Here is a 23026-nt window from a genome sequence, read left to right on the forward strand (position 1 = left end):
TTGCGACTGACGAGCAGGAGTGTGCGCTCACGTTCCTCGCCGAGGCGCAGGGTGTCGGCAAGCGTGAGGCTGCGGTGCGCGCGATCATCGAAGCTGCGGCACCGCATATCCATGATGAACGCGTGCGAGCGCTCGCACGGCACGGCCGCGACCGGTATGCAACCTTGCTGGACCGCCTTGCGAGGTGACGGTGTGCTTGACGGTGTCCGAGTGCCCTCGCTCCCGAAGATGCTTGTCGGACAGTATGTGTCGGCGGGTGCCGGTAGTCTCCCGCGCATGGCTGAAGCAGTGAAGGGTCCCGCGTCCTATTTCCCGTCGATAGAGGAGAAGTACGGTCGGCCGATCAGTGAGTGGCAGACGCTCATCCGTTCGTCCGAGCTGACCAAGCACATGGAGTTGGTGAGCTGGCTGAAGTCGGAGCACGGCTTCGGTCACGGTCATGCCAACGCGCTGGTGGCGCACACGCTGAAGGAAGACGCCGCCGGCTGACGGCGGGCGTCACCGGATGCCGCCCGCCGGCCGGGGAGTCGTCGCGGCAAGCGTGGTTCCGGCAAGCGTGGTTCCGGTGAGTGTCTCGGCGACGGTCCAGAGTGATGCCGCCAGATCGACCCCGCGAGACGTGCGGGGCGGTTCGACCTTCTTCGTGGGTCCGACGAGTCCGAACTTTCCACCCGGTCCGTAGTACCCGCCCTGCACGGCGTCGGGGCTCGCAGCCGCGAACAGCAGAGGCTCCGTGCCCTGCGTCACGTCCTGGGAGGGGAGCAGGGTGCGATCGCCGAGAAGACGGCGGCGTGGCTTCTCGCGACCGAGGTTGGCGCCGGACGTCTGGAGGTTGGTGCGGGTGTAGCCGGGATGCGCGTAGGTGCTGAGCAGATTCCATCGCTGGTCGGCGGCGACCGCGGCGAGGTGCTGCGCCATCAGCATGTCCGCGAGTTTCGACTGCGCGTAGGCCCGGAAGGGGCTGTAGTTCCCGGTTGACTGCAGGTCCTTGAAGTTGATGCGCCCGAAGTTGGCGGTGCCGCTCGACATGGTGGCGACACGGGGAGCGCCGGAGTTCAGCAGCACCGGCAGAAGGAGGTTGGTCAGTGCGAACGGTCCGAGGAAGTTGCTTCCGAATTGCAACTCGAATCCGTCGGGCGTCTCGAACCGCTTCGGGGGTGCCATCACGCCGGCGTTGTTGATCAGGGTGTCGATCGGCCGCCCGTCCGCAATGAGGCCGTCGACGAACGAGTGGATCGAGGACAGGTCGGCGAGGTCGATGCGCCGGACCTCGAGTTCGGCGCCGGGCACCTCCCGCAGGATCTCGGCGCGCGCCACCCCGCCCTTCTCCGGGGTGCGGACGGCCATCACGACGTGTGCGCCTGCCGCGGCGAGGCGTTTCGTCGCTTCCTTGCCGGTTCCGCTGTTGGCGCCGGTGACGACGACACGGCGGCCGGACTGGTCGGGAACTTTGTACATTGTCGGCTCCTGAGAGTAGTAATAGACCGGTGGTCTGTTCCGCTTCCGAGATTAACAGACCGTCGGTCTATTGCAAGGGTGAGGAGAGAATTCGCATGTCAGAGGCACCGAAGGCGTTTCGACGCGCGCACAGCGACGAGCAACGCGCGCAGCGACGGGAAGCCATCCTCGACGTCGCACGGGCCATGCTCGACGAGATGCGCGTCGCCTCGCTCAGCCTCAACGAGCTGTCCCGCCGGGTCGGGCTGGCGAAGTCCAACGTGCTGCGCTACTTCGAATCCCGCGAGGCTGTGCTGCTGGAACTGCTCGACCGTGAGACCCGGGAATGGCTGGGCGACCTCGAGGAGGCGCTCGGGAACCCACCGGCCGGCACCGCGGCCGGCACGGAACTCGTTGCCGCCAGGATCGCGAAGACCGTCGCCGCGCGTCCCGCGTTCTGCGATCTCTGCGGTTCCGCCGCCGGGGTGCTCGAACACAACGTCTCCGCCGACGTCGCGGCGGAATACAAACACGCGGCGATCGCGAACAGTGTGCGGCTGGCGGAACTCGTCGGACCTTTCGTCGGGGGACTGTCCGCGTCGGGCGCGCCGTTGTTCGTCGGGACGGTGAACGTCCTCGTCGGCGGGGTGTGGGCGGCGTCGCAACCCTCGCCCGGAATGGCGGCGGCCTACGCCGCCGACCCGGAACTGGCCGCGATGAAACTGAACTTCGAGACCGCGGTCCGGGAGATGATCGCGACCGTTCTCGCCGGCCTCGCGCACCGGGATCCGGACCTGTCGCCGCAATGAATCCGGTCTGCGGCCGCGGGCTATCATTCCGACGACGAATCTGGTGTCGAGGGTTCTGCTGTCGAAGGGAATCGAAATGAGCACGAATATCGAACAACTGGAGTTCCAGGCGGAGACCCGCCAGCTCCTGGACCTCATGATCCACTCGGTGTACTCCAGCAAGGACTCGTTCCTGCGGGAGCTCATCTCCAACGCCTCGGACGCGCTGGACAAGTTGCGGCTCGAAGCGTTCCGCAACAAGGACCTCGACGTCGACACGTCGGATCTGCACATCGAGATCGAGGTCGACGCGGACAACCGCACACTCACCATCCGTGACAACGGCATCGGCATGTCGCACGAGGAGGTCGTCGACCTGATCGGCACGCTGGCCAAGTCCGGCACCGCGGATCTGCGCCGCAAACTGCGCGAAGCGAAGGACGCCGCCGCATCCGAGGAACTGATCGGACAGTTCGGAATCGGCTTCTACTCGACGTTCATGGTCGCCGACAAGGTGACCCTGCTGACGCGCAAGGCCGGCGAGAGCGGGGCCACGCGCTGGGAGTCGAGCGGCGAGGCGACGTACACGATCGAAGCGGTCGAGGACGCGCCGCAGGGCAGTTCCGTCACGCTGCACCTCAAGCCCGAGGACGCCGAAGATCACCTCCACGACTACACGTCGGAACGGAAGATCAGGGAACTCGTCAAGCGCTATTCCGACTTCATCGCGTGGCCGATCCGGATGGACGTCGAACGCAGAGTCCCCGCGGAGGGCGAGGGCGAGGACGAGGTCACGACGACGTCCGAGACGATCAACTCGATGAAGGCGCTGTGGGCGCGCTCGAAGGACGATGTCTCCGAGGACGAGTACAAGGAGTTCTACAAGCACATCGCCCACGCCTGGGACGAGCCGCTCGAGGTCATCCCGATGAAGGCGGAGGGCACGTTCGAGTTCCAGGCCCTGCTGTTCATCCCCTCGCATGCGCCGTTCGACCTGTTCATGCGGGACGGCAAGACGGGTGTGCAGCTCTACGTCAAGCGCGTCTTCATCATGGACGACTGCGACCAGCTGATGCCGGAATACCTCCGCTTCGTCAAGGGCGTGGTGGACGCACAGGACCTCTCCCTCAACGTGTCGCGGGAGATCCTCCAGCAGGACCGGCAGATCCGCGCCATCCGGCGCAGGCTCACGAAAAAGGTCCTCACCACGATCAAGGACCTGAAGGCGGAGCGGCCCGACGACTACCGCACGTTCTGGGCGGAGTTCGGCCGCGCGGTCAAGGAAGGCCTGATGTCGGACACCGACAATCGGGATGCGCTGCTGGGTATCTCGTCGTTCGCGTCGACGCACAGCGAGGAGGAACCGACCTCGCTCGAAGAGTACGTGGCACGGATGAAGGACGGCCAGGAGCAGATCTTCTACGCCACCGGCGACTCCCGGCAGCTGCTGGAGAGCTCGCCGCACATGGAGGCCTTCCGCGCGAAGGGCTTCGAGGTGCTGTTGCTGACGGACCCGGTCGACGAGATGTGGGTCGGTGCCGTTCCGGAGTTCGACGGGAAGTCGTTCCAGTCGATCGCCAAGGGCGAGGTCGACCTCGACACCGAGGAAGACAAGAAGGCGCACGAGTCGGAGCGGGAGGAGCAGGAGAAGGACTTCGCAGGCCTGCTCTCCTGGATGGCCGACGCGTTGAGCGAGCAGGTCAAGGAGGTTCGGCTCTCCACCCGGCTGACCACGTCACCGGCCTGCATCGTCGGCGACGCCTTCAGCATGTCGCCGGCGCTCGAGCGGATGTACCGCGCGTCGGGGCAGCCCGTCCCCACCACGAAGCGGATTCTCGAGCTGAACCCGACCCACCCGCTCGTCTCCGGGCTGCGGGACGCTCATGGCGAACGCGACGAGGATCCGGCGCTGGGGGAGACCGCGGAACTTCTGTACGGCATGGCGTTGCTGGCCGAGGGCGGCGAACTCGACGATCCCGCCCGGTTCACCACGATGCTCGCCAACCGCCTCGCCAGGACGGTGTAGAACCCTTGCTGGTACTGGTCACGGGGGGAACGGGTTTCATCGGGGCGTGGAGCGCGAAGGCGGCGGTGGACGCCGGCCACCGGGTGCGGTTCCTCGTGCGGGATCCGGCCCGCCTCGTGACCAGCGCGGCGGCCCTCGGACTCGACACGTCCGATCACGTCGTCGGTGACATCACCGACGACGAATCGGTGCGGCGTGCGCTGGACGGCTGCGACGCCGTCATCCACGCGGCAGCCGTCGTCGCGGTCGACCCGCGACGGGCCGACGAGATGCTGCAGACCAACCTCGCCGGCGCGCAGAACGTCCTGGGTACCGCGGTCGAGATGGGCCTCGATCCGATCGTGTACGTCTCGAGCATCGCCGCCCTGTTCCAGCCGGGGGTCGGGGTGCTCACCCCGGAGCTGCCGGTGTGCGGACCTCCCGACGCGTACGGACGGAGCAAGGCGCGTGTGGAGCAGTACGCACGAGACCTGCAGGCCGGCGGCGCGCCGATCGCCATCACGTACCCGGGCATGGTCGTCGGCCCACCCGCGGGAAACCAGTTCGGGGAGGCCGCCCAGGGTGTCGAGGCCGCTGTGCGTCTGCGCTTTCTCCCCGGCCGGAGCGCCGCGTGGACGATGGTCGACGTCCGGGAAGTGGCAAGCGCGCACGCCGCCCTGCTGGAGCCGGGGCGCCGCGGCCGGCGGTACATGCTCGGCGGTCCGCGGGTTCCGATCGCCGGGGTCGCCGACATGCTGGGCGTGATCACCGGCAAACGGATGGGTGTGCTTCCGGTCCCGGACACCGCGTTGCGTCTGGTGGGCAGGCTGGTGGACGTGGTGGACCGGTTCGTCCCGTTCGACACGCCCATCTCGGAGGCGGCGATGGAGTACTACACGCGGATGCCGGACACGGACGACGGGCCGAGCGAGAGCGAACTGGGTGTGAAGTACCGCGATTCCGCGCAGACGCTGGCCGACACCGTTGCCGGGCTGACGCAGGCCGGCCGGTTGTGAGTTTCACGCGGGCGGAACTGGAGTCGTTCCGGGACGCCGAGGTCCCGGATCTCATCGGACCGGGATGCCGGCTGCTGTTCGTCGGGATCAACCCGGGACTGTGGACGGCCGCGACCGGTGCGCATTTCGCGCGGCCGGGCAACCGTTTCTATCCGGCTCTGCTGGCCGCCGGGATCATCGAGCGTGCGATCGATCCGACGGCCGGCATGTCGGACGACGATCGTGATCACCTGATCGAGAGGGGTGTCGGCATCACCAACCTGGCCCCGCGCGCCACGGCGAAGGCCGACGAGTTGACCGGCGAGGAACTGGCCGTCGGCGCCGACCGCCTGCGCGTCGTGGTTCGCGACACCGCTCCGCGGGTGGTCGCCGTCGCCGGGATCACGGCCTATCGCACGGCTTTCGGGGAGCGTGCGGCGAAGAAGGGGAGGCAACCGGCCGATCTCGAGGGCGCGGAGCTGTGGCTGGTGCCCAATCCCAGTGGGCTCAACGCCCACGAAACCGTCGCCACCCTGGCCGCCTCGTACCGGGCGGCGGCGACCCGCGCGGGCATCGTTTCCGGCTGACCGAACTGGTGGCTAGGCTGCGAAGATGACCGTCGTCTACAACCTCCTCTTCGTCTGCCATCTACTCGGTATGGCCGCCCTCGTCGGCGGCTACTTCGCCGTGCTCGGGGCGCCGCGGATCTCCGAGGTGATCGTGTGGGGAGCGCGGCTCCAATTCGTGACCGGACTGATCCTGGTCGGGCTCGGCGAGGCCGCACTCGACAAGGACTACAACCACGTGAAGATCGGCGTGAAACTCGTGCTCTCGCTGGTGGTGGTCGCGCTCGCCGAGATCGTCCGCGGCAAGCAGAAGAGGGGGCAGGGGAACCGGAACCTCGTCCATGTGGTGGGTGGACTGGGCGTCGTCACCGTGCTGGTGGCCGCTCTCTGGACCTGATCGCGCCGAAGTCTCACTTCTTGGGCGGGGCAAGGATTTTCATCGCGAGCCGCTGTGCGGACTCGGGCATCCGGTCCTTCATCGACATCGCGAACTCGCCCGCTTTCGTGCGCACGGAGGTGCCCCGGCCGAATAGCCGGTTGAAGGCGGACCCTTCCGTCGGCTGATCGAAGTGGAGAGGCGGAGCGCCGTCCGCGGCACCGAGAGCGCGCCCGATCACCATCCGCTGAATCTCGCTGGTGCCCTCGAAGATGGTGTACAGCTTGGCGTCCCGGTACCACTTCTCGACGGGGTGGTCGCTGATGTAGCCCCAGCCGCCCATCGTCTGCAGTGCGCGTTCGGTGGTCTTCACTGCGACCTCCGACGCCGCGAGTTTCGCCATCGAGCCCTCACCGTGCCGGAATTCGACGCCAGTCGCCGCCATCCATGACGCCCGCCACGTGAGCAGTCGCGCGGCGTCGATCTGGGTCGCGAGGTCCGCCAGGGGAAACGCGATGCCCTGGTTGTCGATGATGGGACCGCCGAACGCCTCTCGGCGATTCGCGTATTCGGTGGCGTACTCGAGTGCGGCGCGGGCGATCCCCAGCGCCTGAGCCGCCACCATCGGACGTGTCTGCTCGAACGTGCCGAGCGTCGCCGATTTCCGTCGCGGGGCGCCCATCGCCACCTCCTCCTGCACCTCGCGGGCCTTCCTCATGCGGTTCTGCAACTTGTCGTCGCCGCCGAGCAGATGGTCCGTCGGTACCCGCACCTGATGGAACTTCAGCTCCGCCGTGTGCGACGCGCGGCAGCCCAGTTTGTCGAGCTTGCGCACGAGTTCGATTCCCGGACTTCCGCCGGGTACCACGAACAGCGCCTGCCCGCGATGGCCCAGGTCCGGGTCGACGGTGGCGTTCACGACGTGCACGTCGGCGATACCCCCGTTGCCGATCCACATCTTGTGCCCTTCGATCACCCACTCGTCGCCGTCGCGGGTCGCGGTGGTCCGCAGATTGCGGACGTCGCTGCCGCCCTCCGGTTCCGAGATGCACAGCGCGGCGAGTTTCAGGTTGCCGGGCTCGCCGAAGCATTCGGGTGCCCAGCGCAGCATCTGCTCCGGCGTCGCGGCCTGCCCGATCGACGACAACGCCAGGGCGGGCATCACGACGGCGAGCCCGATTCCGGCGCAACCCCAGAACAGCTCCTCCATGAACAGGGGGAGGGACAGGCCGGTCGGGTCGCCGATGAGGTCGCGGTAGAACAGCGGACTGTAGAAGCCCTCCTCCGCGGCCTTCTCGAGAACGTCCCACGGAAACTCCTGCGCGCGGTCGTGCTCGGCCGCCACCGGGCGGATCACGTTCTCCGCGAAGGTGTGCGTCCGTTCGACGAGATCCCGCTGAGCCGGAGTGAGTGCGAGGCTGAAAGTCATGGCAGTCCCTCGGTTGCCGCGTTGCTGTGCACCAACGTAACACTCACAGGCTGCCGCGACTCCCGATCGTTGGATCCTGACATGTGAGAGCGCTATCCCATTGTCTGGTCCAGGTTGCTAGCGTCGGAGGTATGAACGGCGAGGAGACGGTCTACACCCACGGCCACGACGAATCGGTACTGCGCAATCACCGATGGCGGACTGCGGAGAACTCCGCCGCGTATCTGCTCCCGCACCTGCGCGAAGGCATGACCCTGCTCGACGTCGGATGCGGGCCGGGCACCATCACCGCCGACCTCGCGGGCCTCCTCGCCTCCGGAGTCGTCACCGCCGTCGAGATGAACGACGAGGCGCTCTCGCTGGCCAGGAACGAATTCGCGAAGCGGAGCGTCGCGAACGTCGAGACCGTCGTGTCGGATGCGCACGCCCTCGACTTTCCCGACGACAGCTTCGACGTGGTGCACGCACACCAGGTACTGCAACACGTCGGGGATCCCGTCCAGGCGCTGCGCGAGATGAAGCGGGTGTGCAGGCCCGGCGGACTCGTGGCCGCCCGCGATGCCGACTACGGCACCTTCACCTGGTTTCCGGCGACGCCGGAACTCGACGAGTGGTTGGCGCTCTACAAGAACATCGCACGGGCGAACGGCGGAGAACCGGATGCGGGCAGGCGCCTGCGGGCGTGGGCACACGAAGCGGGTCTCGACGACGTGGTGAACACCGCGAGCACGTGGTGTTTCTCCGCCGACGAGGATCGCGAGTGGTGGGGTGGGTCCTGGGCCGACCGCACGCTCCGGTCCACCTACGCGGACCGGGCACTCGAACTGGGACTCGCCACCCAGGACGACCTCGAACGCATCGCGGCGGGGTGGCGGGCGTGGGTGCAGGAGGGCGACGGCTGGTTCGCGCTCCTGCACAGCGAGATCCTCTGCCGGGTGTAGGACCGTACGAACATCTCGCGAGGCCCGCCCCGGGATGGGACACTCGGCCCATGACGACGTTGCGGGTGGGTCGACTGTGCGTGCTGGGACTGATGGTGGCTTTGGGCGGGATGGTGCTCGCTCCGGTCGCCTCCGCGGCCCCGGAAGGAGCGGTCTTCTCGGGTGCCGCCGATCAGGTGGTCACGGTCCACGTCCCGTCCGCCGGAGCGGTGGCCGGCACACTGACCGCCTGGGAACGCGGCGCAGATGGCGCGTGGCAGGTGTTCGCGGGTCCCGTCGCCGCCGACGTCGGCGCGGAAGGAATCGGTGCGGCCGACGAATTCTCGACCCGCACGCCGGCCGGTGTCTTCCCGCTGACGCAGGCGTTCGGCCGACAGTCCGCACCGGCGACGGCGATGCCCTACTTCCAATCGGACCGGCGCGACTGGTGGGATTCGAATCCGCTGTCCCCGACGTACAACACGCACGTCCGTCAGGACGCGAGCCCCGGCGGTAACAGCGAGAACCTGTACGAAGCGGGGCCGCTGTACGACTACGCGGTGGCGATCGGCCACAACGCCGCCCGGATTCCCGGAGCGGGTTCGGCGATGTTCCTGCACGTCACCGACGGCACCACCACCGAGGGCTGCGTCGCGACCGACCGCGACACGCTGGTCGCACTCCTCGGCCGGCTCGACCCGGCGAAGCGCCCGGTGATCGAGATCGCCGTAGGCGCGTAGCGCCCGTGAGTGGTTGACGAGTCCAGAGACTCCTCAACCACTCACGGGCGGCGAAGCCGCCTACAGGCCGGGACGCTTCCCGATGGTGAGGGTGGGTGTGGAGACGCCGGCGAAGAAGTCCTCGCCCTTGTCGTCGACCACGATGAACGCGGGGAAGTCCTCGACCTCGATCTTCCAGACCGCTTCCATGCCGAGCTCTTCGTACTCGACGATCTCGACCTTCTTGATGCAGTCGAGGGCGAGACGCGCCGCGGGACCGCCGATGGACCCGAGGTAGAAGCCGCCGTACGACTTGCAGGCGTCGGTGACCTGCTTGGAGCGGTTGCCCTTCGCGAGCATCACCATGGAGCCGCCCGCAGCCTGGAACTGCTCCACGTAGGAGTCCATGCGACCGGCGGTGGTGGGCCCGAAGGAACCGGACGCCATGCCGTCGGGAGTCTTGGCCGGACCGGCGTAGTACACCGGGTGGTCCTTGAGGTACTGCGGCATCTCCTCGCCGGCGTCGAGCCGTTCCTTGATCTTGGCGTGGGCGATGTCGCGCGCGACGACGAGCGGGCCGGTGAGCGACAGCCGCGTCTTCACCGGGTGCTTCGACAGCTCGGCGAGGATCTCGGGCATCGGCTTGGTGAGGTCGATCTTCACGGCCGCACCCTTGCCGGTGCCGGAGACGCCGTCGGTCTCGGCGTCGAGTTGGGCGTCGGTGACCTCGGGGAGGTACTTGCCGGGGTTGAACTCGAGCTGCTCGAGGAAGACGCCCTCGGGGGTGATCTTCGCCTTGGCCTGGCGGTCAGCCGAGCAGGACACCGCGAGGGCGACGGGGAGGGAGGCGCCGTGGCGGGGGAGTCGGATCACCCGGACGTCGTGGCAGAAGTACTTGCCGCCGAACTGTGCGCCGATGCCGATCTGACGGGTCAGCTCGAGCACCTTCTCCTCGAGATCCAGGTCGCGGAACCCGCGGCCGGTGATCGCGCCCTCATTGGGGAGCTCGTCGAGGTAGTGCGCCGACGCGTACTTCGCCGTCTTGAGCGCGAACTCCGCCGACGTGCCGCCGACGACGATCGCGAGGTGGTACGGCGGGCAGGCCGCGGTGCCGAGGGCGCGGATCTTCTCCTCGAGGAACCGCATCATGCCGTCCGGGTTCAGGATCGCCTTGGTCTCCTGGAACAGGTACGACTTGTTGGCGCTGCCGCCGCCCTTGGCCATGTACAGGAACTTGTAGGCGTTCTCGTGGCCGGCCGCCGTGTCGGCGTACAGCTCGATCTGGGCCGGAAGGTTGCTGCCGGTGTTCTTCTCTTCCCACATCGTGATCGGCGCGTTCTGCGAGTACCGCAGGTTGAGCCGCGTGTAGGCGTCGTACACACCCCGAGCGATGGCCTTCTCGTCGTCGCCGGGAGTGAGGACGTGCTGACCGCGCTTACCCATCACGATCGCGGTACCGGTGTCCTGGCACATCGGCAGTACGCCGGCCGCGGAGATGTTGGCGTTCTTGAGGAGATCCAGTGCCACGAACTTGTCGTTGTTCGACGCTTCCGGATCGTCGAGGATGCTCGCGAGCTGCGTCAGATGATCGCTGCGCAGGTAATGCGAGATGTCGTGGAGCGCGGTCTCGGTGAGCAGGCGCAGCGCCTCGGGCTCGACGGACAGGAAGGTGCGGCCGTCGGGTCCTTCGACAGTCGACACCCCCTCGGTGGTCAGCAGCCGATATTCGGTGGGGTCCGCACCGATCGGCAGCAAGTCCTCGTAGAGGAAGTCGGCCATTCTATCTCCTGGACAGCGGGATGTGTGAAGTTCGTCTTCAGGCTAGACGCGGGTACGTGAGGCGGCGGAGGCCGGGGGCCGTGTTGTGGCGGCTGTCACAGGGTTTTCACAAACAAATCCGTACACTTGACTGGATGCGCGAACACGAACGAGATCGGTGGGCCGAATGACCCTGGAAGCCGAGTACGCCGGACCTGTCGACCTCGAGAAGGACGGTGCACGTGCCAGGCGGCCCGTGCTGCACGCCTACCTCGACATCGCGATCGTGGTGGTCGTCCTCGCGGCGACCAACCTGATCGCCCATTTCACCACCGCATGGGCCAGCATCGCGACCGTTCCCATCGCCGCTGTCGTGCTGCTGGTGCTCACGCGTCGCCGCGGACTCGGGTGGGCAGAACTCGGGCTCTCGCCCCGGCACTGGCGAAAGGGCTCGCTGTACGCGCTGGCGGCGATGGGGCTCGTGATCGGCGTCGTGGCGATCGGCGCGGCCCTGCCGATCACCCGCCCCTTCTTCATGGCCGACCGCTACGCGACCATCTCCGGTGCGCTCATCGCGTCGATGATCGTCATCCCGTTGCAGACCGTCATCCCGGAAGAGCTCGCGTTCCGCGGCGTGCTTCACGGCACGCTGGACCGCGTGTACGGCGCACGAGGCGTCTTCGCTGCGGGATCGCTGATGTTCGGTCTCTGGCACATCGCGTCGTCGCTGGGGCTGACGTCCGGGAACAAAGGGCTGTCCAGCTTCCTGGGTGGCGGCGTGCTCGGGCAGGTCCTCGGAATCGCCGCGGCGGTGGTTGCCACCGCGGCCGCAGGCGTCGTGTTCACGTGGCTGCGCCGCCGCAGCGGGAGCCTGATCGCTCCCATCGCGCTGCATTGGTCGCTGAACGGCGCGGGTGCGCTCGCCGCCGCCGTCGTGTGGCACACGACCATGGCCTGAGCGCGGATCAGCCGACTTCCGGCGTACCGAGCCACTCGAGCAACTTCTCGTACACCGACTCGTGGTTGAGCATCGTGAAATGGTTCGCGGGCGCGAGGTGCATGCCGTCCTCGTCGCGGAAACCGAGCATCCGCGTCCTGCTGCGGCCCGAGGCGCTCGGCACCAGCACCATGCCGTCGCCGAGCAGGCGGCCCAGCGGGTGCTTCGGGCTGCGCGTGATGGTCGCGGAGACGAAGCAGTACGTCACCCCGTCGAGCAGCGGGACCTCGCTGCATGCCGCGGCGCGGAGGGCGTCGGGATCGCGGTCGCGCCAGTCCTCGTCGACGAGGGATCCCTGATTCAGATCGCGGATCCCCGCGCTTCTGCGGCGTAGCAGCCCGGAGATGGCCCGCGTCTCGGGCAGCGCCGCCAGGCCTGCGCTCGCGTAGTGCACGGCCTGCTCCAGAGGGGCGCCGAGGTGCGGAGAGCCGAGGCTCACCACTTGCCGCACTCGACCGACCCACGGACGGTCGTCGAGGAACGCGACCCGGCAGGCGCTGCGGGCGACGAGGCCGCCCATGGAATGCCCGACGAGTGCGATCGACTCCACCTCGACCGGCCAGTTATCGGTGACCGAGTCCAGAAGTTCGGACAGGCTTCTGCCGTTGTCCGAGATGTGGCGGCCGGAGTTGTAGCGGATCTGCAGCGCCGTGTACCCCAGATCCGTCCCGAGCCGCTCACCGTAGGTGGCACGGCCGCCCAGTTCCCAGGCGCTCTCGGTCTCCACGAGTCCGTGCAGGAAGACGACGATGCGGCCGCCGGCGTACGGGAATGCGTCGGCGAGCGTCGCCGCATCCGGCATGAGCGCGACACTGTTCACTCGCATCGCCATGGGTTCGGCGAGCGGTGACCCCTGGGATTCCAGAACGTCGCCGATCAGGCCCTGGATCGCGGCGATGGCCTGGGCGCCGCGGCGCGTCTGCGAGGGCGCGACGTTCTCGGACGACGGGAGGTCGAGCAACTGTCCCGCGAGGGAACCGCCGAGGCGCGCGGTGTCGGCGACCAGTGCGTACACGGCCCCGGAGATCTCGTCGTGGAGCGCCTTGGCGGGGAGGGCGTGGGAGCCGACACCGAGCCGGATCCCGGCGAAGACGCGGTCGGAGATCGCGCGGTGAATGCTGCCGATGCCGGCGGCGGCGCCCCCGATTTCCTCGAGCGCCAGCTGAGCGAGCGCCCGCACTTCCGAGCGGCGTCTGATCTGCGGGTCGGTCACGAGATTTGAGTGTACGCATGTGCACTGAGATGCGCGCGCGATACGTCGGTGTCGAGAACGTGCGCTGCGACCGATTATTTCAGCAATTAATGACCGATGAACGGGGAGGGCGCTCTCCGGTGAATGCCTGTATTGGTCGACCGACCAAATAGGGAAAAATGCAGGTGAGGCGCCAATGAACATGTTCATTTTATTAGTTATCACATTGTGATAGTGATGCGATGAAGCTGCCGACCGGGGTGGAGGCGGGGCGCAGGCACGAACGCGACGGGGCTCGCACGCCTGAGCGTGCGAACCCCGTCGCGGGTGTTCAAGTCCTGTGCCAGCGGAAATGCTAGCCAAGCGTGGCTGCGGCCGCGGTTGCCGCGTCTGCGCCACCGCCCAGCGCGTCCGAGGAACCCGAGAAGAAGTCCAGGGCGCCGGCGAGATCGGAGAAGGCGGAGAAGAATTCGGACAGGAAGGCGAGATCCATGCTTTTAACTCCTTGCTCGGTTGTGGGCATTTACGTTGGCGCTGAGCGGGCGCCGGATTCATTCCTACCGTTATTGAAATGAGATCGCAATCGGAGCGATTAACCAAAATGAAACGCGGCACGAATTTCCGGGTTCCTCCCAGGTGAGAAGCTCGTGTCCGAATTCGGATCGGATGCCCCGGATCTCACGATGCGGGATATCGGACAGTGCCCGCATCTCGTCCCGGGCGGTGCCCGAATCCTGCCCCGGGCGGTGCCCGAATCCAGCCTTCGGCGGGCGCGGCGGGGCTATCCTCGTCCCACGACGTGTAGCGCTTTCCGGACATACCGACGTATAGGGGAATCCATGATTCGCAAGACGATCGTCAGCAGCGTCGCTGTCGCGGCCATCGCGGTGCTCGGTGTGGCCGGCTGCTCCGACGACAGCTCGAACGAGGCTCCGATCGCGACCACGACGACCTCTTCCGCGTCCGACCGGGTGGAAGGCGCGATCAGCAGTGTCCAGGCCACGGCGTCGTCCGCCGTGAACACTGCCCGTGAGGCCACACAGAACGCGATCAACTCGGCCATCTCGGCCGTCCCCATCGGATTCGAGTCGGGAACCGCCGAGCTCAACGCGATCTCCGACGTCACCGTCAGCGCGGTGGCGGCCGCGCTGAAGGCCAGCGACAACAACATCCAGATCGAGGCGTACGCCACCAACTCGGACGAGGCCGCCGCCGAACTGCTCGCCGATCAGCGTGCCCAGGCCGTCGCGAACGCACTCGAGGCCAAGGGCGTCGACAAGAGCCGTATCTCCGTCGAAGGAACGGCGAACCCGCCCGAAGGCGTGAACGCCGATCAGGTGGAGATCACCGTCGAGGACAGCTGACCGGCACGGTCAGTGCAGGACCGCCCGGTGCTCGTTCGTGAAGGGGACGTGCTCGGCGGTTCTGCCGTCGCGGAGCTTGAGGACCCACTCGGGATCGGACAGCAGCGCGCGACCCACCGCGACGAGATCGAACTCGCCGTTCTCGTACTGCCGGAGCAGGCGGTCGATACCGGCCGTGTTCGAGGCGCCGTCGGACGTGAAGGCCGTCGTGAACACCTCGTCGAGACCCACTGAGCCGACGGTGATGGTCGGGAGTCCGGTGAGCTTCTTCGTCCACCCGGCCAGACCCAGTTCGCCGTCGTCGCCGGCGAGTTCTGCGAACGCCGGTTCCCAGTGCCTGCGGGTGGACGGGTGCAGTACGTCGACGCCGGCGGCGACGAGGGGTGCGAGCACGGCCGCCAGCTCGTCGGGGGTCTGCGCGATGCGCGAGTCGTAGTGGTTCGACTTCCACTGGGAGAAGCGGTAGACGATGGCGAAGTCCTCGCCGACGGCCTCACGGATCGCGGCGACCACCTCGGTGGGGAACCGGGTGCGGGCCAGGGCGGATCCGCCGTAGCCGTCGGTGCGGACGTTGGTGCGGTCCCACAGGAACTGGTCGAGCAGGTAGCCGTGGGCCCCGTGCAGTTCGATGCCGTCGAAGCCCACGTCGCGTGCGTTGACGGCGGCCGCGACCCACGCCTCGCGGAGCGCATCGAGATCGGACTCGGTGAAGGCGCGTCCCAGCGGGGTTCCGTCGAGGGCGATTCCGGACGGGCTTGCGGTGGTCACGTCGGGATTGAGACGGGGTTGCGGGCCGCGTTCGACGCCGAGATGCCACAGCTGCGGGATGATCTGCCCGCCCTCGTCGTGGACGGCGTCCACGACCGACTTCCAGCCCGCGAGACTGTCCTGTCCGTACAGAAGGGGCACGCGGGTATGTGATCCGGCGGCCGGGTCGGGGATGTACGTGCCCTCGGTGATGACGAGACCGACCCCACCCGCTGCGCGCCGGCGGTAGTACGCCGCCACGTCGTCGCCGGGGACGCCGTCGGGGGAGAAAGCCCTGGTCATGGGTGCCATCGCGAAGCGATTGCGGAGCTGGAGGGATTTGACGGCGAACGGCTCGAAGAGGCCGTCCACGGGCAGCGGTGTTTCGGTCATGCCTGTCTGTAACTGATCTTGGTTACGCACTATTCCTGCATATGACCTGCTGTGTAGTTGTAATCTGAAGTCACAGTCGACACTCGCTGCCGGCGCGTGGGCTCTCGCCCGACGCCCGGTCTGACGGGAGGGTGCACTGATGGGCACGAACGACGCAAAACCTGCCGATCTGGTGCTGTTCGGTGACGTGGTCACCATGAACGACGCCGGCCCGCGCGCTCGGGCGGTCGCGGTACGCGACGGGCGGATCGCCGCCGTCGGCAACGACGCCGCGGTGTTTCCGCTGATCGGACCGGCCACGATCACCGTGGACGTGCACCGCGCATGCATACTCCCGGGCTTCATCGAGGCGCACGGCCACCCGCTGAACTCGGCGGTGCTGCTCGGCGAACCGGTCGTGGACATCAGGCCGGTCACCATCGCCGACCCGGCGGACGTGGTCGATGCTGTTCGCCGAGCCGTCGACGAACACCCCGACGGCGCCGTCCTCAACGGCTGGGACCCCCTGCTCCAGAGAGGGCTGCCCGAACCGACCCGCGAATGGCTCAATTCCGTCGCCCCCGACACGTCCCTGGTGATCCTGCACAACACCGGTCACGTCGCCTACTTCAACGACGTCGCCGCGCGGGAGTCCGGACTGACGAAGGACACGCCGGACCCCGAGGGCGGCAGCTTCGGCCGCGACGAGTCGGGGGAACTCGACGGTTCGGCATTCGAGGCCCCGGCCGTGATGGCGGTGGCCGCCACGATCCTCGCCGGTGCCACCGAGCGGTTGCCCGAACTCCTCGCCGCCGAGTGCGCGCGGATGAACGCCGCCGGCATCACGACGGCCAGCGAGATGGCGTTCGACCCACGGTTCCGGGGCGCCCTCACCGCGATCGCCCGATCCGGGGCGCTCACCACCCGACTGCGGCTGTACGAGATGTCGAACCCGGAGCGCGCCTCCGAAGTGTCACCGGGGGTCGGCAACGACCTGCTGCGGCAGGTGGGCATCAAGATCTGGTCGGACGGCTCGCCGTGGGTGGGCAACGCGGCCACCAGTTTTCCGTACCTCGACACGGACGTCACCCGGTCGCTCGGTCTCGCGGGCACCCGCGGCAAGGCCAACTACACGGAGGACGAGGTCCTCGAGATCAGCAGGCCGTACTTCGAGAAGGGTTGGCAGATCTCCTGTCACGCGAACGGTGACGACGCCGTCACGATGGTGCTGGGCGCGTGGGAGCGGATGCTCGCCGACATCCCGCGGGAGGATCACCGTCTCCGGCTCGAGCACGTCGGTGCGATGACGCCGGACCAGTTCCGTCGGGCGACCGAACTCGGAGTCACGTGCAGCATGTTCGTGGACCACCTCTACTACTGGGGCGACGTGCTCGTCGACGACCTGTTCGGCGAGCGTGGAGCGAAGTGGGCGTCGGCCGCGTCCGCGATCGCGGCGGGGCAGCGGATCTCGTTCCACAACGACGGCCCGGTCACCCCGACCAACCCGCTGCGTAACATCGCCGACGCCGTCACCCGCCGCACGCGGTCGGGACGGGTGCTCGCACCCGAGGAGCGGATCTCCGTCCCCGACGCCCTGCGCGCCGAGACGATCAACTCGGCGTGGCACCTGCAGAGCGAGGATGCCATCGGGGCGATCGTCCCCGGCATGCACGCCGATCTCGTCGTGCTGTCGGCGAATCCGCTTCTGGTGGACCCCGACGACATCGCGGACCTGGAAGTGCTCGCCACGATCCTGGAGGGTCGGACGGTCTTCGGAAAGCTGGAGTGATCCGGGTGACGCCCGGGTCCCGGGCCCTGCGGTCGATCGGGACGTCGGCGGGAACCTGGATCCGCACCTCGGGTTATACCCGCAAATGGCTGGTTCTCGGTGTCGTGATCGGGATCGTCGCCGGACTCGGAGCGGTCGTGTTCTACGTCGCGCTGTCGGAGGCGACGCAACTGCTGATCGTCGGCATCGGCGGCTACCACCCGCCGACCGCGGCGGGTGACGGCGGGGCGGTCGGCAGCCGGGAGTTCACGCGACCGTGGGCGATTCCCCTGGTGGTGTGTCTCGGTGGTCTGGTGTCGGGGATCATCGTGTTCACCCTGGCGCCTGAGGCCGAGGGGCACGGCACCGATGCGGCGATCGAAGCCGTTCACCGAGACCCGCGCATGATTCGCGTCCGCGTCGTCCTCGTGAAGTTGGTTGCCTCCGCGATCACCATCGGGTCCGGCGGTTCGGGCGGCCGCGAAGGGCCGACCGCGCAGATCTCGGCGGGTTTCGGATCGCTCCTCGCCCGCAGGCTCGACCTGTCGTCCCGGGACGGCAGAATCGCGGTGGCGATCGGGATCGGCTCCGGCATCGGCGCGATCTTCGGCGCCCCGCTCGGCGGCGCGGTGCTGTGCTGCACCATTCCGTACAAGGAGGACTTCGACTTCGAGATCCTCGTGCCGGCGTTGGTCACGTCGATCGTCAGCTACACCGTCTTCGGCAGCTTCCTCGGTTTCGGTCCGCTGTTCGGGTACGCCGCGCAGGACTACGTCTTCGACACTCCGGTCCAGTTGGTGTGGTTCGCGCTCATCGGTGTGCTGGCCGGCCTGATCGGCCTGCTGTACAGCGGGACGTTCTACACGGCCGTCGATCTCACCCACCGGCTGCCCGGCAGCCGGATCGTCAAACCCGCGGTCGGCGGGCTGCTCGTCGGACTGATGGCGCTCGTGTTGCCGGAGGTGCTGGGCAGCGGATACGGCTGGATCCAGCAGTCGATGGCCCGCGGCGCCCTCACGGACATCCCACTCTGGGTGGTTCTGTTGCTGCCGTTCGCGAAGATCCTCGCGACGTCGCTGTCGATCGGCTCGGGTGGGTCCGGCGGCATCTTCGGACCGGGGATGGTGATCGGGGCGTTCACCGGCGCCGCGGTGTGGCGCGTGCTGGAACCGATCGCGCCGGCCGTCCCCGACAACCCGGCGCCCTTCGTCATCGTCGGAATGATGGCCTGTTTCGGCAGCATCGCCCGCGCTCCGCTCGCGGTCATGCTGATGGTCGCGGAGATGACGGGAAGCGTCGGCGTCCTCGTGCCGGGGATGATCGCGGTCGGGCTCGCCTATCTCATCGTGCGCCGATCGGGGAAGACCATATACCGCGCACAGCTCGAGAACCGTGCGGCGGCGCGGCTCGCCCACGGTTCCCCGGGATGATCGGATCGGGGTCCGTGTGCGGACGGCCCGGTCGATTCCGGCATGCTTGTGGCCATGACTGTTCACGTTCCTCAGTACGTCGACCTCCTGTGGCCAGCGCTTCAGGCTGCCATTGCTCTCGGTGGTTCGGCGTCCAACGAGGAGCTCGACAGCGCCGTCGTTGAGCGAGAAGGACTTTCGTCCGACGTTCAGGGTGTGCTGCACGGAGACGGCCCCAGCACCGAGATCGAGTACCGGTTGGCGTGGGCGCGCACCTACCTCAAGGGGATGGGTCTGCTCACGAACAGCCGGCGCGGGGTGTGGAGTGTGACGGAGAAGGGCCGCGAGGTCGCCGAGACCGAGATCCGCCCCCTGCACGCCGAGTTCTCCGCCGAGAATCGGAAGAAGAACGCCGCCCGCAAGTCGGCGAAGGCCGCGTCGCGCAGAAACGACGAGCCGGATGCGAACATCGCCGAGGCCGAGAACGACGCGGACTGGAAGGACCTCCTGCTCGACACGGTCCTGAAGATGTCGCCGCCCGCGTTCGAGCGCCTGACCCAGCGGTTACTGCGGGAAGCCGGCTTCTCCAGCGCATCCGTCACCGGTCGCGGCGGCGACGGAGACATCGAGGGTCTGGGGGTGTACCAGTTGTCGTTGCTCAGTTTCCCGGTGTTCTTCCAGTGCAAGCGCTACAGCGGAAGCGTCGGCGCCGGGGCGGTGCGTGACTTCCGTGGGGCGATGGCGGGCCGCGGTGAAAAGGGCCTGCTCATCACCACCGGGACCTTCACCGGCGACGCCCGGACGGAGTCCAAGCGGGACGGCGCGCCGCCGATCGATCTCATCGACGGCGACCGGCTGTGCGACCTGCTGAAGGAGCATTCGCTGGGTGTCCAGACCACCACGCGTCTCGTCGAAGACGTCGAGGTGCGGTCGGACTACTTCCACTCGCTGGAACCGAAATGATCAGCAACGTGTCACCTCCCCGGTGCGGGGACGCACTTTCCCGTTGCGGTATGGCCACGAAGCGATCACACAGGCTCTGAAGCGGTGCCAGCGTCGTCTCTGCATGTGTAAAGAGGAAGTTAAATGCACATGTCATTGATGTGAAAGACGACCGAGGGAAGTCGATATGACGACCACGACGCCGTGGCCGTTGAAGGGTCACGGGGCACGGCCGCCGGCAGGGATGCTCGCGGACCGGCGGTTCGGGATGCTCGTCGACCAGTTCTTCGGACTCTTCCACGACAGCAGTCAGGGCGGCGGCGCGCTGGCCGTCTATCTGCACGGCGAACCCGTCGTCGACGTATGGGCAGGGTGGTCGAGCCGCGACACCTTCTGGCAGCACGACACCGTCACCCTCACGTTCTCCACCGGCAAGGGCGTCGCGTCCACCGTTCTGCACCGACTCGCGGGTCGCGGGATCATCGAGTACGACGCGCCGGTGGCGCGGTACTGGCCCGAGTTCGCCGCCGAGGGCAAGGACGAGATCACGGTTCGCGAGCTGCTGTCGCACCGTGCGGGCCTCCACCGGGTTCGCGGGCTCGTGCCCGGCCCGCTGAGCCTGATGGACCATTCGCTGGTCAGCGCCGCGCTGGCCGCCGCGACCCCCGACCGGCGGCGGCTGAAGGTCCCCGGGTACCACGCGGTGACATTCGGTTCGCTCGTCGCCGAACTGACGTCCCGCGCGGCCGGAACACCGTTCACGGACCTCGTGCGGACCGAGGTCGCCGAGCCGCTCGGGGTGAAGGAGTTCTGGTACGAGGTGCCGCTGCCCGAGCGTGACCGGATCGCCAGGACCTTCCCGCACATCAACCCCTTCGGCGTTCCGTGGGGAGCCACGTCGTTCGCGATGTCGCGGCTGCCCGGGCTGCGCAACGTGGCCGACGCCGGCATGCCCGCCGGTTTCGACGCCCTGGTTCGCAACCCCGCGATCCACGACAGCGTGATGCCGGGGTGGAACGGCGTGTTCAGCGCCCGGGCATTGGCGCGGATGTACGGGGCGCTGGCGAACGGCGGAACCGTCGGCGGTGTGGAGTTCCTGCAGCCGGAGATCGTGGCGCAGCTCAGCGAGGTGCAGACCACGGCCCGCGATTACGTCCTGGGCATTCCGATGAACTGGCGGCTCGGCTACCACGCGGGGATGGTGGCGCGGCGCAGGCAGCCGTCGAATACTTTCGGGCACTACGGTTTGGGTGGGTCCGGCGCGTTCGCCGATGCGGACACCGGGTTGTCGATCGCGTTCGTCACCAACCGGCTCGGCAACATGCTGACCCCCATCGCCGATCTGCGCCTGCCGAAGCTGGGTTCCACGGCACTGGCCCTCGCCTCGAGCCTGTAGCCGAGCGCGTCCGCCGGCCGGCGGGACCAATTCGATTTCGACGCGCCGCTTTTCGATCGCCGCGAGCCGCAGGTCTGGAGGGCGGGCGACCGGTAGCATCGTGTCCGTGACCGACGCGACCGCCCCCACCAGCCGTCCTGATCGGTTGCGTGTCCTCGTGTACAGCGACGACGCGAACACCCGCCAGAAGGTCCTTCTGGCCCTGGGGAAGCGTCCGCACCCCGATCTGCCGGAGCTGGAATATGTCGAGGTGGCGACGGCGCCGGTGGTGTTCCGGAACATGGATGCCGGCGGTATCGACCTGGCGATTCTGGACGGGGAAGCGGTGCCCGCAGGTGGGATGGGCATCGCCAAGCAGCTGAAGGACGAGGTCGACGACTGCCCCCCGATCCTCGTCCTGACGGGACGCGCCGACGACGCCTGGCTGGCCAGCTGGTCGCGGGCCGAGGCCGCGGTGCCGCATCCGCTCGACCCGATCCGGTTGTCCGAAGCGGTCATAGCGCTGCTGCGCACCCGACTCACCGCTTAGGGTCTCCTGACTTCCTTCCCTGCCGTCCGCAGGTGCATCGAGCGCCTGTGCCGCATGGGTTTTCCGTGGTTCGAGATCGCCCGGAACTCACTCGGTCAAATCGACCGGGCCCGACGACTTCCCTTGTACGCTGTGGCATAACTCACAAGAGCGTAGCTTCGGAAACGACCGTCCGGGAATCGGGCGGGAAGGCTCGGGAAGAGGGGAGCTGAGACGGCATGAATGTCTACGTGCCGATCCTCGTGCTCGGGGCGATTGCGGTCGCGTTCGCGGTGTTCTCCGTGATCGTGGCGAGGATCGTCGGTCCGAGGCGCTACAACCGTGCGAAGCTCGACGCCTACGAGTGCGGCATCGAGCCGACGCCCTCACCTCTGGGCGCGGGACGCATCCCGGTGAAGTACTACCTGACGGCCATGCTGTTCATCATCTTCGACATCGAGATCGTGTTCCTCTATCCGTGGGCGGTGCATTTCGACGCCCTCGGCTTCTTCGGTCTCGGGGCCATGGCCCTGTTCATCTTCAACGTGTCCGTCGCCTATGCGTACGAGTGGCGGCGTGGCGGTCTCAGTTGGGACTGATCGGTCCCGCCAGCGATCCAAAAGCCAAGTCGGAAGAGAAGAGTCGGATATGGGCATCGAGGAGAAGCTGCCGAGCGGCTTCCTGCTGACCACGGTCGAAGGCCTGGCGGGTTACGTCCGCAAGGGCTCGTTGTGGCCGGCGAGTTTCGGGCTCGCGTGCTGCGCGATCGAGATGATGGCCACCGCCGGCGGGCGCTTCGACATCGCCCGCTTCGGCATGGAGGCGTTCCGCGCCTCACCCCGGCAGGCCGATCTGATGATCGTGGCCGGCCGGGTGAGCCAGAAGATGGCTCCGGTGCTGCGGCAGATCTACGACCAGATGGTGGAGCCGAAGTGGGTGCTGGCGATGGGCGTGTGTGCGTCGTCGGGTGGCATGTTCAACAATTACGCGATCGTGCAGGGCGTCGACCACATCGTCCCGGTCGACATCTATCTGCCCGGTTGTCCGCCGCGGCCGGAGATGCTGCTGAACGCGATCCTCGCGCTGCACGAGAAGATCCAGCAGATGCCGCTCGGCGTCCACCGGGAGGAGGTGGCGCGTGCGGCGGAGCAGGCAGCGCTGGCAGCCACCCCCACCATCCAGATGAAGGGCCTTCTCCGATGACCGGCGTGGATCGGTGGGCTGAGCCAGGTCGAGGTACCGAGATCCGGCGTCTGGGCCGTGCGGTCTGGACTGAGGAGCGAGGGAGCGTAGCGAGTGAGTGACGAGGGAAGGCCGGACGTAGAAGCCCAGACGCCC

At 67.6% G+C, this 23026-nt stretch carries 23 protein-coding genes; 17 read left to right on the forward strand and 6 right to left on the reverse strand.

Features of this window, described 5'->3' with window-relative positions:
- Positions 1-276: 276 nt before the first annotated feature.
- Positions 277-489 (forward strand): DUF4287 domain-containing protein, encoded by a 213-nt coding sequence (locus RJ1_RS20700; protein WP_073363589.1) that lies wholly within the window; start codon positions 277-279, stop codon positions 487-489.
- A 9-nt stretch (positions 490-498) separates the two neighbouring features.
- Here the strand turns inward: RJ1_RS20700 and RJ1_RS20705 are convergent, their stop codons facing one another.
- Entirely contained in the window at positions 499-1458 is a 960-nt protein-coding gene (locus RJ1_RS20705; protein ID WP_073363402.1) for an SDR family oxidoreductase, read from the reverse strand.
- Between the two features lie 95 nt (positions 1459-1553).
- On the opposite strand from RJ1_RS20705, the gene RJ1_RS20710 reads away from it, so the two are divergent.
- From RJ1_RS20710 to RJ1_RS20730, 5 genes are all read left to right on the forward strand, one after another.
- Positions 1554-2246 (forward strand): TetR/AcrR family transcriptional regulator, encoded by a 693-nt coding sequence (locus RJ1_RS20710; protein WP_073363405.1) that lies wholly within the window; start codon positions 1554-1556, stop codon positions 2244-2246.
- Between the two features lie 76 nt (positions 2247-2322).
- Positions 2323-4251, forward strand: a complete 1929-nt coding sequence (gene htpG / locus RJ1_RS20715) for a molecular chaperone HtpG (protein WP_073363592.1) — start codon at positions 2323-2325, stop codon at positions 4249-4251.
- A gap of 5 nt (positions 4252-4256) precedes the next feature.
- Entirely contained in the window at positions 4257-5246 is a 990-nt protein-coding gene (locus RJ1_RS20720) for an SDR family NAD(P)-dependent oxidoreductase (protein ID WP_073363407.1), read from the forward strand.
- A complete protein-coding gene (locus tag RJ1_RS20725; protein ID WP_073363410.1) occupies positions 5243-5812 on the forward strand; it encodes a mismatch-specific DNA-glycosylase in 570 nt (189 codons plus the stop codon). Before RJ1_RS20720 ends, RJ1_RS20725 begins: the two co-directional genes overlap by 4 nt.
- Before the next feature lie 25 nt (positions 5813-5837).
- Positions 5838-6188 carry a hypothetical protein gene (locus RJ1_RS20730; protein WP_073363412.1) on the forward strand — a complete coding sequence of 117 codons (351 nt, stop codon included), beginning with the start codon at positions 5838-5840 and terminating at the stop codon, positions 6186-6188.
- Positions 6189-6201: 13 nt separating this feature from the next.
- Here RJ1_RS20730 and RJ1_RS20735 read toward each other — a convergent pair whose 3' ends face one another.
- Positions 6202-7596: an acyl-CoA dehydrogenase family protein gene (locus RJ1_RS20735; protein ID WP_073363415.1), complete on the reverse strand. Its 1395-nt coding sequence runs from the start codon at positions 7594-7596 to the stop codon at positions 6202-6204.
- 131 nt (positions 7597-7727) lie between these two features.
- Here RJ1_RS20735 and RJ1_RS20740 point away from each other — a divergent pair, with 131 nt between their 5' ends.
- Both RJ1_RS20740 and RJ1_RS20745 read left to right on the forward strand, forming a co-directional pair.
- Positions 7728-8537 carry a class I SAM-dependent methyltransferase gene (locus RJ1_RS20740; protein ID WP_073363418.1) on the forward strand — a complete coding sequence of 270 codons (810 nt, stop codon included), beginning with the start codon at positions 7728-7730 and terminating at the stop codon, positions 8535-8537.
- 50 nt (positions 8538-8587) lie between these two features.
- On the forward strand, positions 8588-9256 hold the full coding sequence (locus RJ1_RS20745; protein WP_073363421.1) for a L,D-transpeptidase family protein: 669 nt from the start codon (positions 8588-8590) through the stop codon (positions 9254-9256).
- Between the two features lie 60 nt (positions 9257-9316).
- Here the strand turns inward: RJ1_RS20745 and RJ1_RS20750 are convergent, their stop codons facing one another.
- Positions 9317-11014: a fumarate hydratase gene (locus RJ1_RS20750; RefSeq protein ID WP_073363424.1), complete on the reverse strand. Its 1698-nt coding sequence runs from the start codon at positions 11012-11014 to the stop codon at positions 9317-9319.
- Positions 11015-11180: 166 nt separating this feature from the next.
- On the opposite strand from RJ1_RS20750, the gene RJ1_RS20755 reads away from it, so the two are divergent.
- Positions 11181-11951: a type II CAAX endopeptidase family protein gene (locus RJ1_RS20755; RefSeq protein ID WP_073363427.1), complete on the forward strand. Its 771-nt coding sequence runs from the start codon at positions 11181-11183 to the stop codon at positions 11949-11951.
- A gap of 7 nt (positions 11952-11958) precedes the next feature.
- On the opposite strand, the gene RJ1_RS20760 is transcribed toward RJ1_RS20755, so the two are convergent.
- Positions 11959-13203: a lipase family alpha/beta hydrolase gene (locus RJ1_RS20760; RefSeq protein WP_073363430.1), complete on the reverse strand. Its 1245-nt coding sequence runs from the start codon at positions 13201-13203 to the stop codon at positions 11959-11961.
- A 334-nt stretch (positions 13204-13537) separates the two neighbouring features.
- Positions 13538-13675, reverse strand: coding sequence for a hypothetical protein (locus tag RJ1_RS46795; protein WP_162850375.1), 138 nt, complete (start codon positions 13673-13675; stop codon positions 13538-13540).
- Between the two features lie 346 nt (positions 13676-14021).
- Here RJ1_RS46795 and RJ1_RS20765 point away from each other — a divergent pair, with 346 nt between their 5' ends.
- Positions 14022-14546 (forward strand): OmpA family protein, encoded by a 525-nt coding sequence (locus RJ1_RS20765; RefSeq protein ID WP_240319960.1) that lies wholly within the window; start codon positions 14022-14024, stop codon positions 14544-14546.
- 9 nt (positions 14547-14555) lie between these two features.
- Here RJ1_RS20765 and RJ1_RS20770 read toward each other — a convergent pair whose 3' ends face one another.
- Positions 14556-15686: an NADH:flavin oxidoreductase gene (locus RJ1_RS20770; RefSeq protein ID WP_073363433.1), complete on the reverse strand. Its 1131-nt coding sequence runs from the start codon at positions 15684-15686 to the stop codon at positions 14556-14558.
- A gap of 139 nt (positions 15687-15825) precedes the next feature.
- On the opposite strand from RJ1_RS20770, the gene RJ1_RS20775 reads away from it, so the two are divergent.
- From RJ1_RS20775 to RJ1_RS20805, 7 genes are all read left to right on the forward strand, one after another.
- Positions 15826-17454 carry an amidohydrolase gene (locus tag RJ1_RS20775; protein WP_073363436.1) on the forward strand — a complete coding sequence of 543 codons (1629 nt, stop codon included), beginning with the start codon at positions 15826-15828 and terminating at the stop codon, positions 17452-17454.
- Positions 17451-18863, forward strand: coding sequence for a chloride channel protein (locus tag RJ1_RS20780; RefSeq protein WP_073363439.1), 1413 nt, complete (start codon positions 17451-17453; stop codon positions 18861-18863). The genes RJ1_RS20775 and RJ1_RS20780 overlap by 4 nt, the downstream gene beginning before the upstream one ends.
- A 42-nt stretch (positions 18864-18905) precedes the next feature.
- The gene (locus RJ1_RS20785; protein WP_073363442.1) at positions 18906-19805 is read left to right on the forward strand and encodes a restriction endonuclease; all 900 of its coding nucleotides are present in this window, start codon (positions 18906-18908) and stop codon (positions 19803-19805) included.
- A 166-nt stretch (positions 19806-19971) separates the two neighbouring features.
- On the forward strand, positions 19972-21180 hold the full coding sequence (locus RJ1_RS20790; protein ID WP_073363444.1) for a serine hydrolase domain-containing protein: 1209 nt from the start codon (positions 19972-19974) through the stop codon (positions 21178-21180).
- 106 nt (positions 21181-21286) lie between these two features.
- Positions 21287-21709, forward strand: a complete 423-nt coding sequence (locus tag RJ1_RS20795) for an Rv3143 family two-component system response regulator (protein WP_073363597.1) — start codon at positions 21287-21289, stop codon at positions 21707-21709.
- A 218-nt stretch (positions 21710-21927) separates the two neighbouring features.
- Positions 21928-22287 carry an NADH-quinone oxidoreductase subunit A gene (locus RJ1_RS20800; protein WP_073363447.1) on the forward strand — a complete coding sequence of 120 codons (360 nt, stop codon included), beginning with the start codon at positions 21928-21930 and terminating at the stop codon, positions 22285-22287.
- 49 nt (positions 22288-22336) lie between these two features.
- The gene (locus RJ1_RS20805; protein ID WP_005574811.1) at positions 22337-22891 is read left to right on the forward strand and encodes a NuoB/complex I 20 kDa subunit family protein; all 555 of its coding nucleotides are present in this window, start codon (positions 22337-22339) and stop codon (positions 22889-22891) included.
- Positions 22892-23026: the final 135 nt, after the last annotated feature.

Origin of the sequence: Rhodococcus jostii NBRC 16295 (assembly GCF_001894825.1) — a bacterium.
Lineage (GTDB): Bacteria > Actinomycetota > Actinomycetes > Mycobacteriales > Mycobacteriaceae > Rhodococcus_F > Rhodococcus_F jostii.

Bases quoted from the DNA above. Each gene is read 5' to 3' on its own strand.
- RJ1_RS20705 (WP_073363402.1), bottom strand. From the start codon at position 1,458: ATGTACAAAGTTCCCGACCAGTCCGGCCGCCGTGTCGTCGTCACCGGC.
- RJ1_RS20735 (WP_073363415.1), bottom strand. From the start codon at position 7,596: ATGACTTTCAGCCTCGCACTCACTCCGGCTCAGCGGGATCTCGTCGAA.
- RJ1_RS20765 (WP_240319960.1), top strand. From the start codon at position 14,022: ATGATTCGCAAGACGATCGTCAGCAGCGTCGCTGTCGCGGCCATCGCG.
- RJ1_RS20730 (WP_073363412.1), top strand. From the start codon at position 5,838: ATGACCGTCGTCTACAACCTCCTCTTCGTCTGCCATCTACTCGGTATG.
- htpG (WP_073363592.1), top strand. From the start codon at position 2,323: ATGAGCACGAATATCGAACAACTGGAGTTCCAGGCGGAGACCCGCCAG.
- RJ1_RS20790 (WP_073363444.1), top strand. From the start codon at position 19,972: ATGACGACCACGACGCCGTGGCCGTTGAAGGGTCACGGGGCACGGCCG.
- RJ1_RS20775 (WP_073363436.1), top strand. From the start codon at position 15,826: ATGGGCACGAACGACGCAAAACCTGCCGATCTGGTGCTGTTCGGTGAC.
- RJ1_RS20770 (WP_073363433.1), bottom strand. From the start codon at position 15,686: ATGACCGAAACACCGCTGCCCGTGGACGGCCTCTTCGAGCCGTTCGCC.
- RJ1_RS20805 (WP_005574811.1), top strand. From the start codon at position 22,337: ATGGGCATCGAGGAGAAGCTGCCGAGCGGCTTCCTGCTGACCACGGTC.
- RJ1_RS20785 (WP_073363442.1), top strand. From the start codon at position 18,906: ATGCTTGTGGCCATGACTGTTCACGTTCCTCAGTACGTCGACCTCCTG.
- RJ1_RS20750 (WP_073363424.1), bottom strand. From the start codon at position 11,014: ATGGCCGACTTCCTCTACGAGGACTTGCTGCCGATCGGTGCGGACCCC.
- RJ1_RS46795 (WP_162850375.1), bottom strand. From the start codon at position 13,675: ATGGATCTCGCCTTCCTGTCCGAATTCTTCTCCGCCTTCTCCGATCTC.
- RJ1_RS20710 (WP_073363405.1), top strand. From the start codon at position 1,554: ATGTCAGAGGCACCGAAGGCGTTTCGACGCGCGCACAGCGACGAGCAA.
- RJ1_RS20755 (WP_073363427.1), top strand. From the start codon at position 11,181: ATGACCCTGGAAGCCGAGTACGCCGGACCTGTCGACCTCGAGAAGGAC.
- RJ1_RS20800 (WP_073363447.1), top strand. From the start codon at position 21,928: ATGAATGTCTACGTGCCGATCCTCGTGCTCGGGGCGATTGCGGTCGCG.
- RJ1_RS20745 (WP_073363421.1), top strand. From the start codon at position 8,588: ATGACGACGTTGCGGGTGGGTCGACTGTGCGTGCTGGGACTGATGGTG.
- RJ1_RS20700 (WP_073363589.1), top strand. From the start codon at position 277: ATGGCTGAAGCAGTGAAGGGTCCCGCGTCCTATTTCCCGTCGATAGAG.
- RJ1_RS20740 (WP_073363418.1), top strand. From the start codon at position 7,728: ATGAACGGCGAGGAGACGGTCTACACCCACGGCCACGACGAATCGGTA.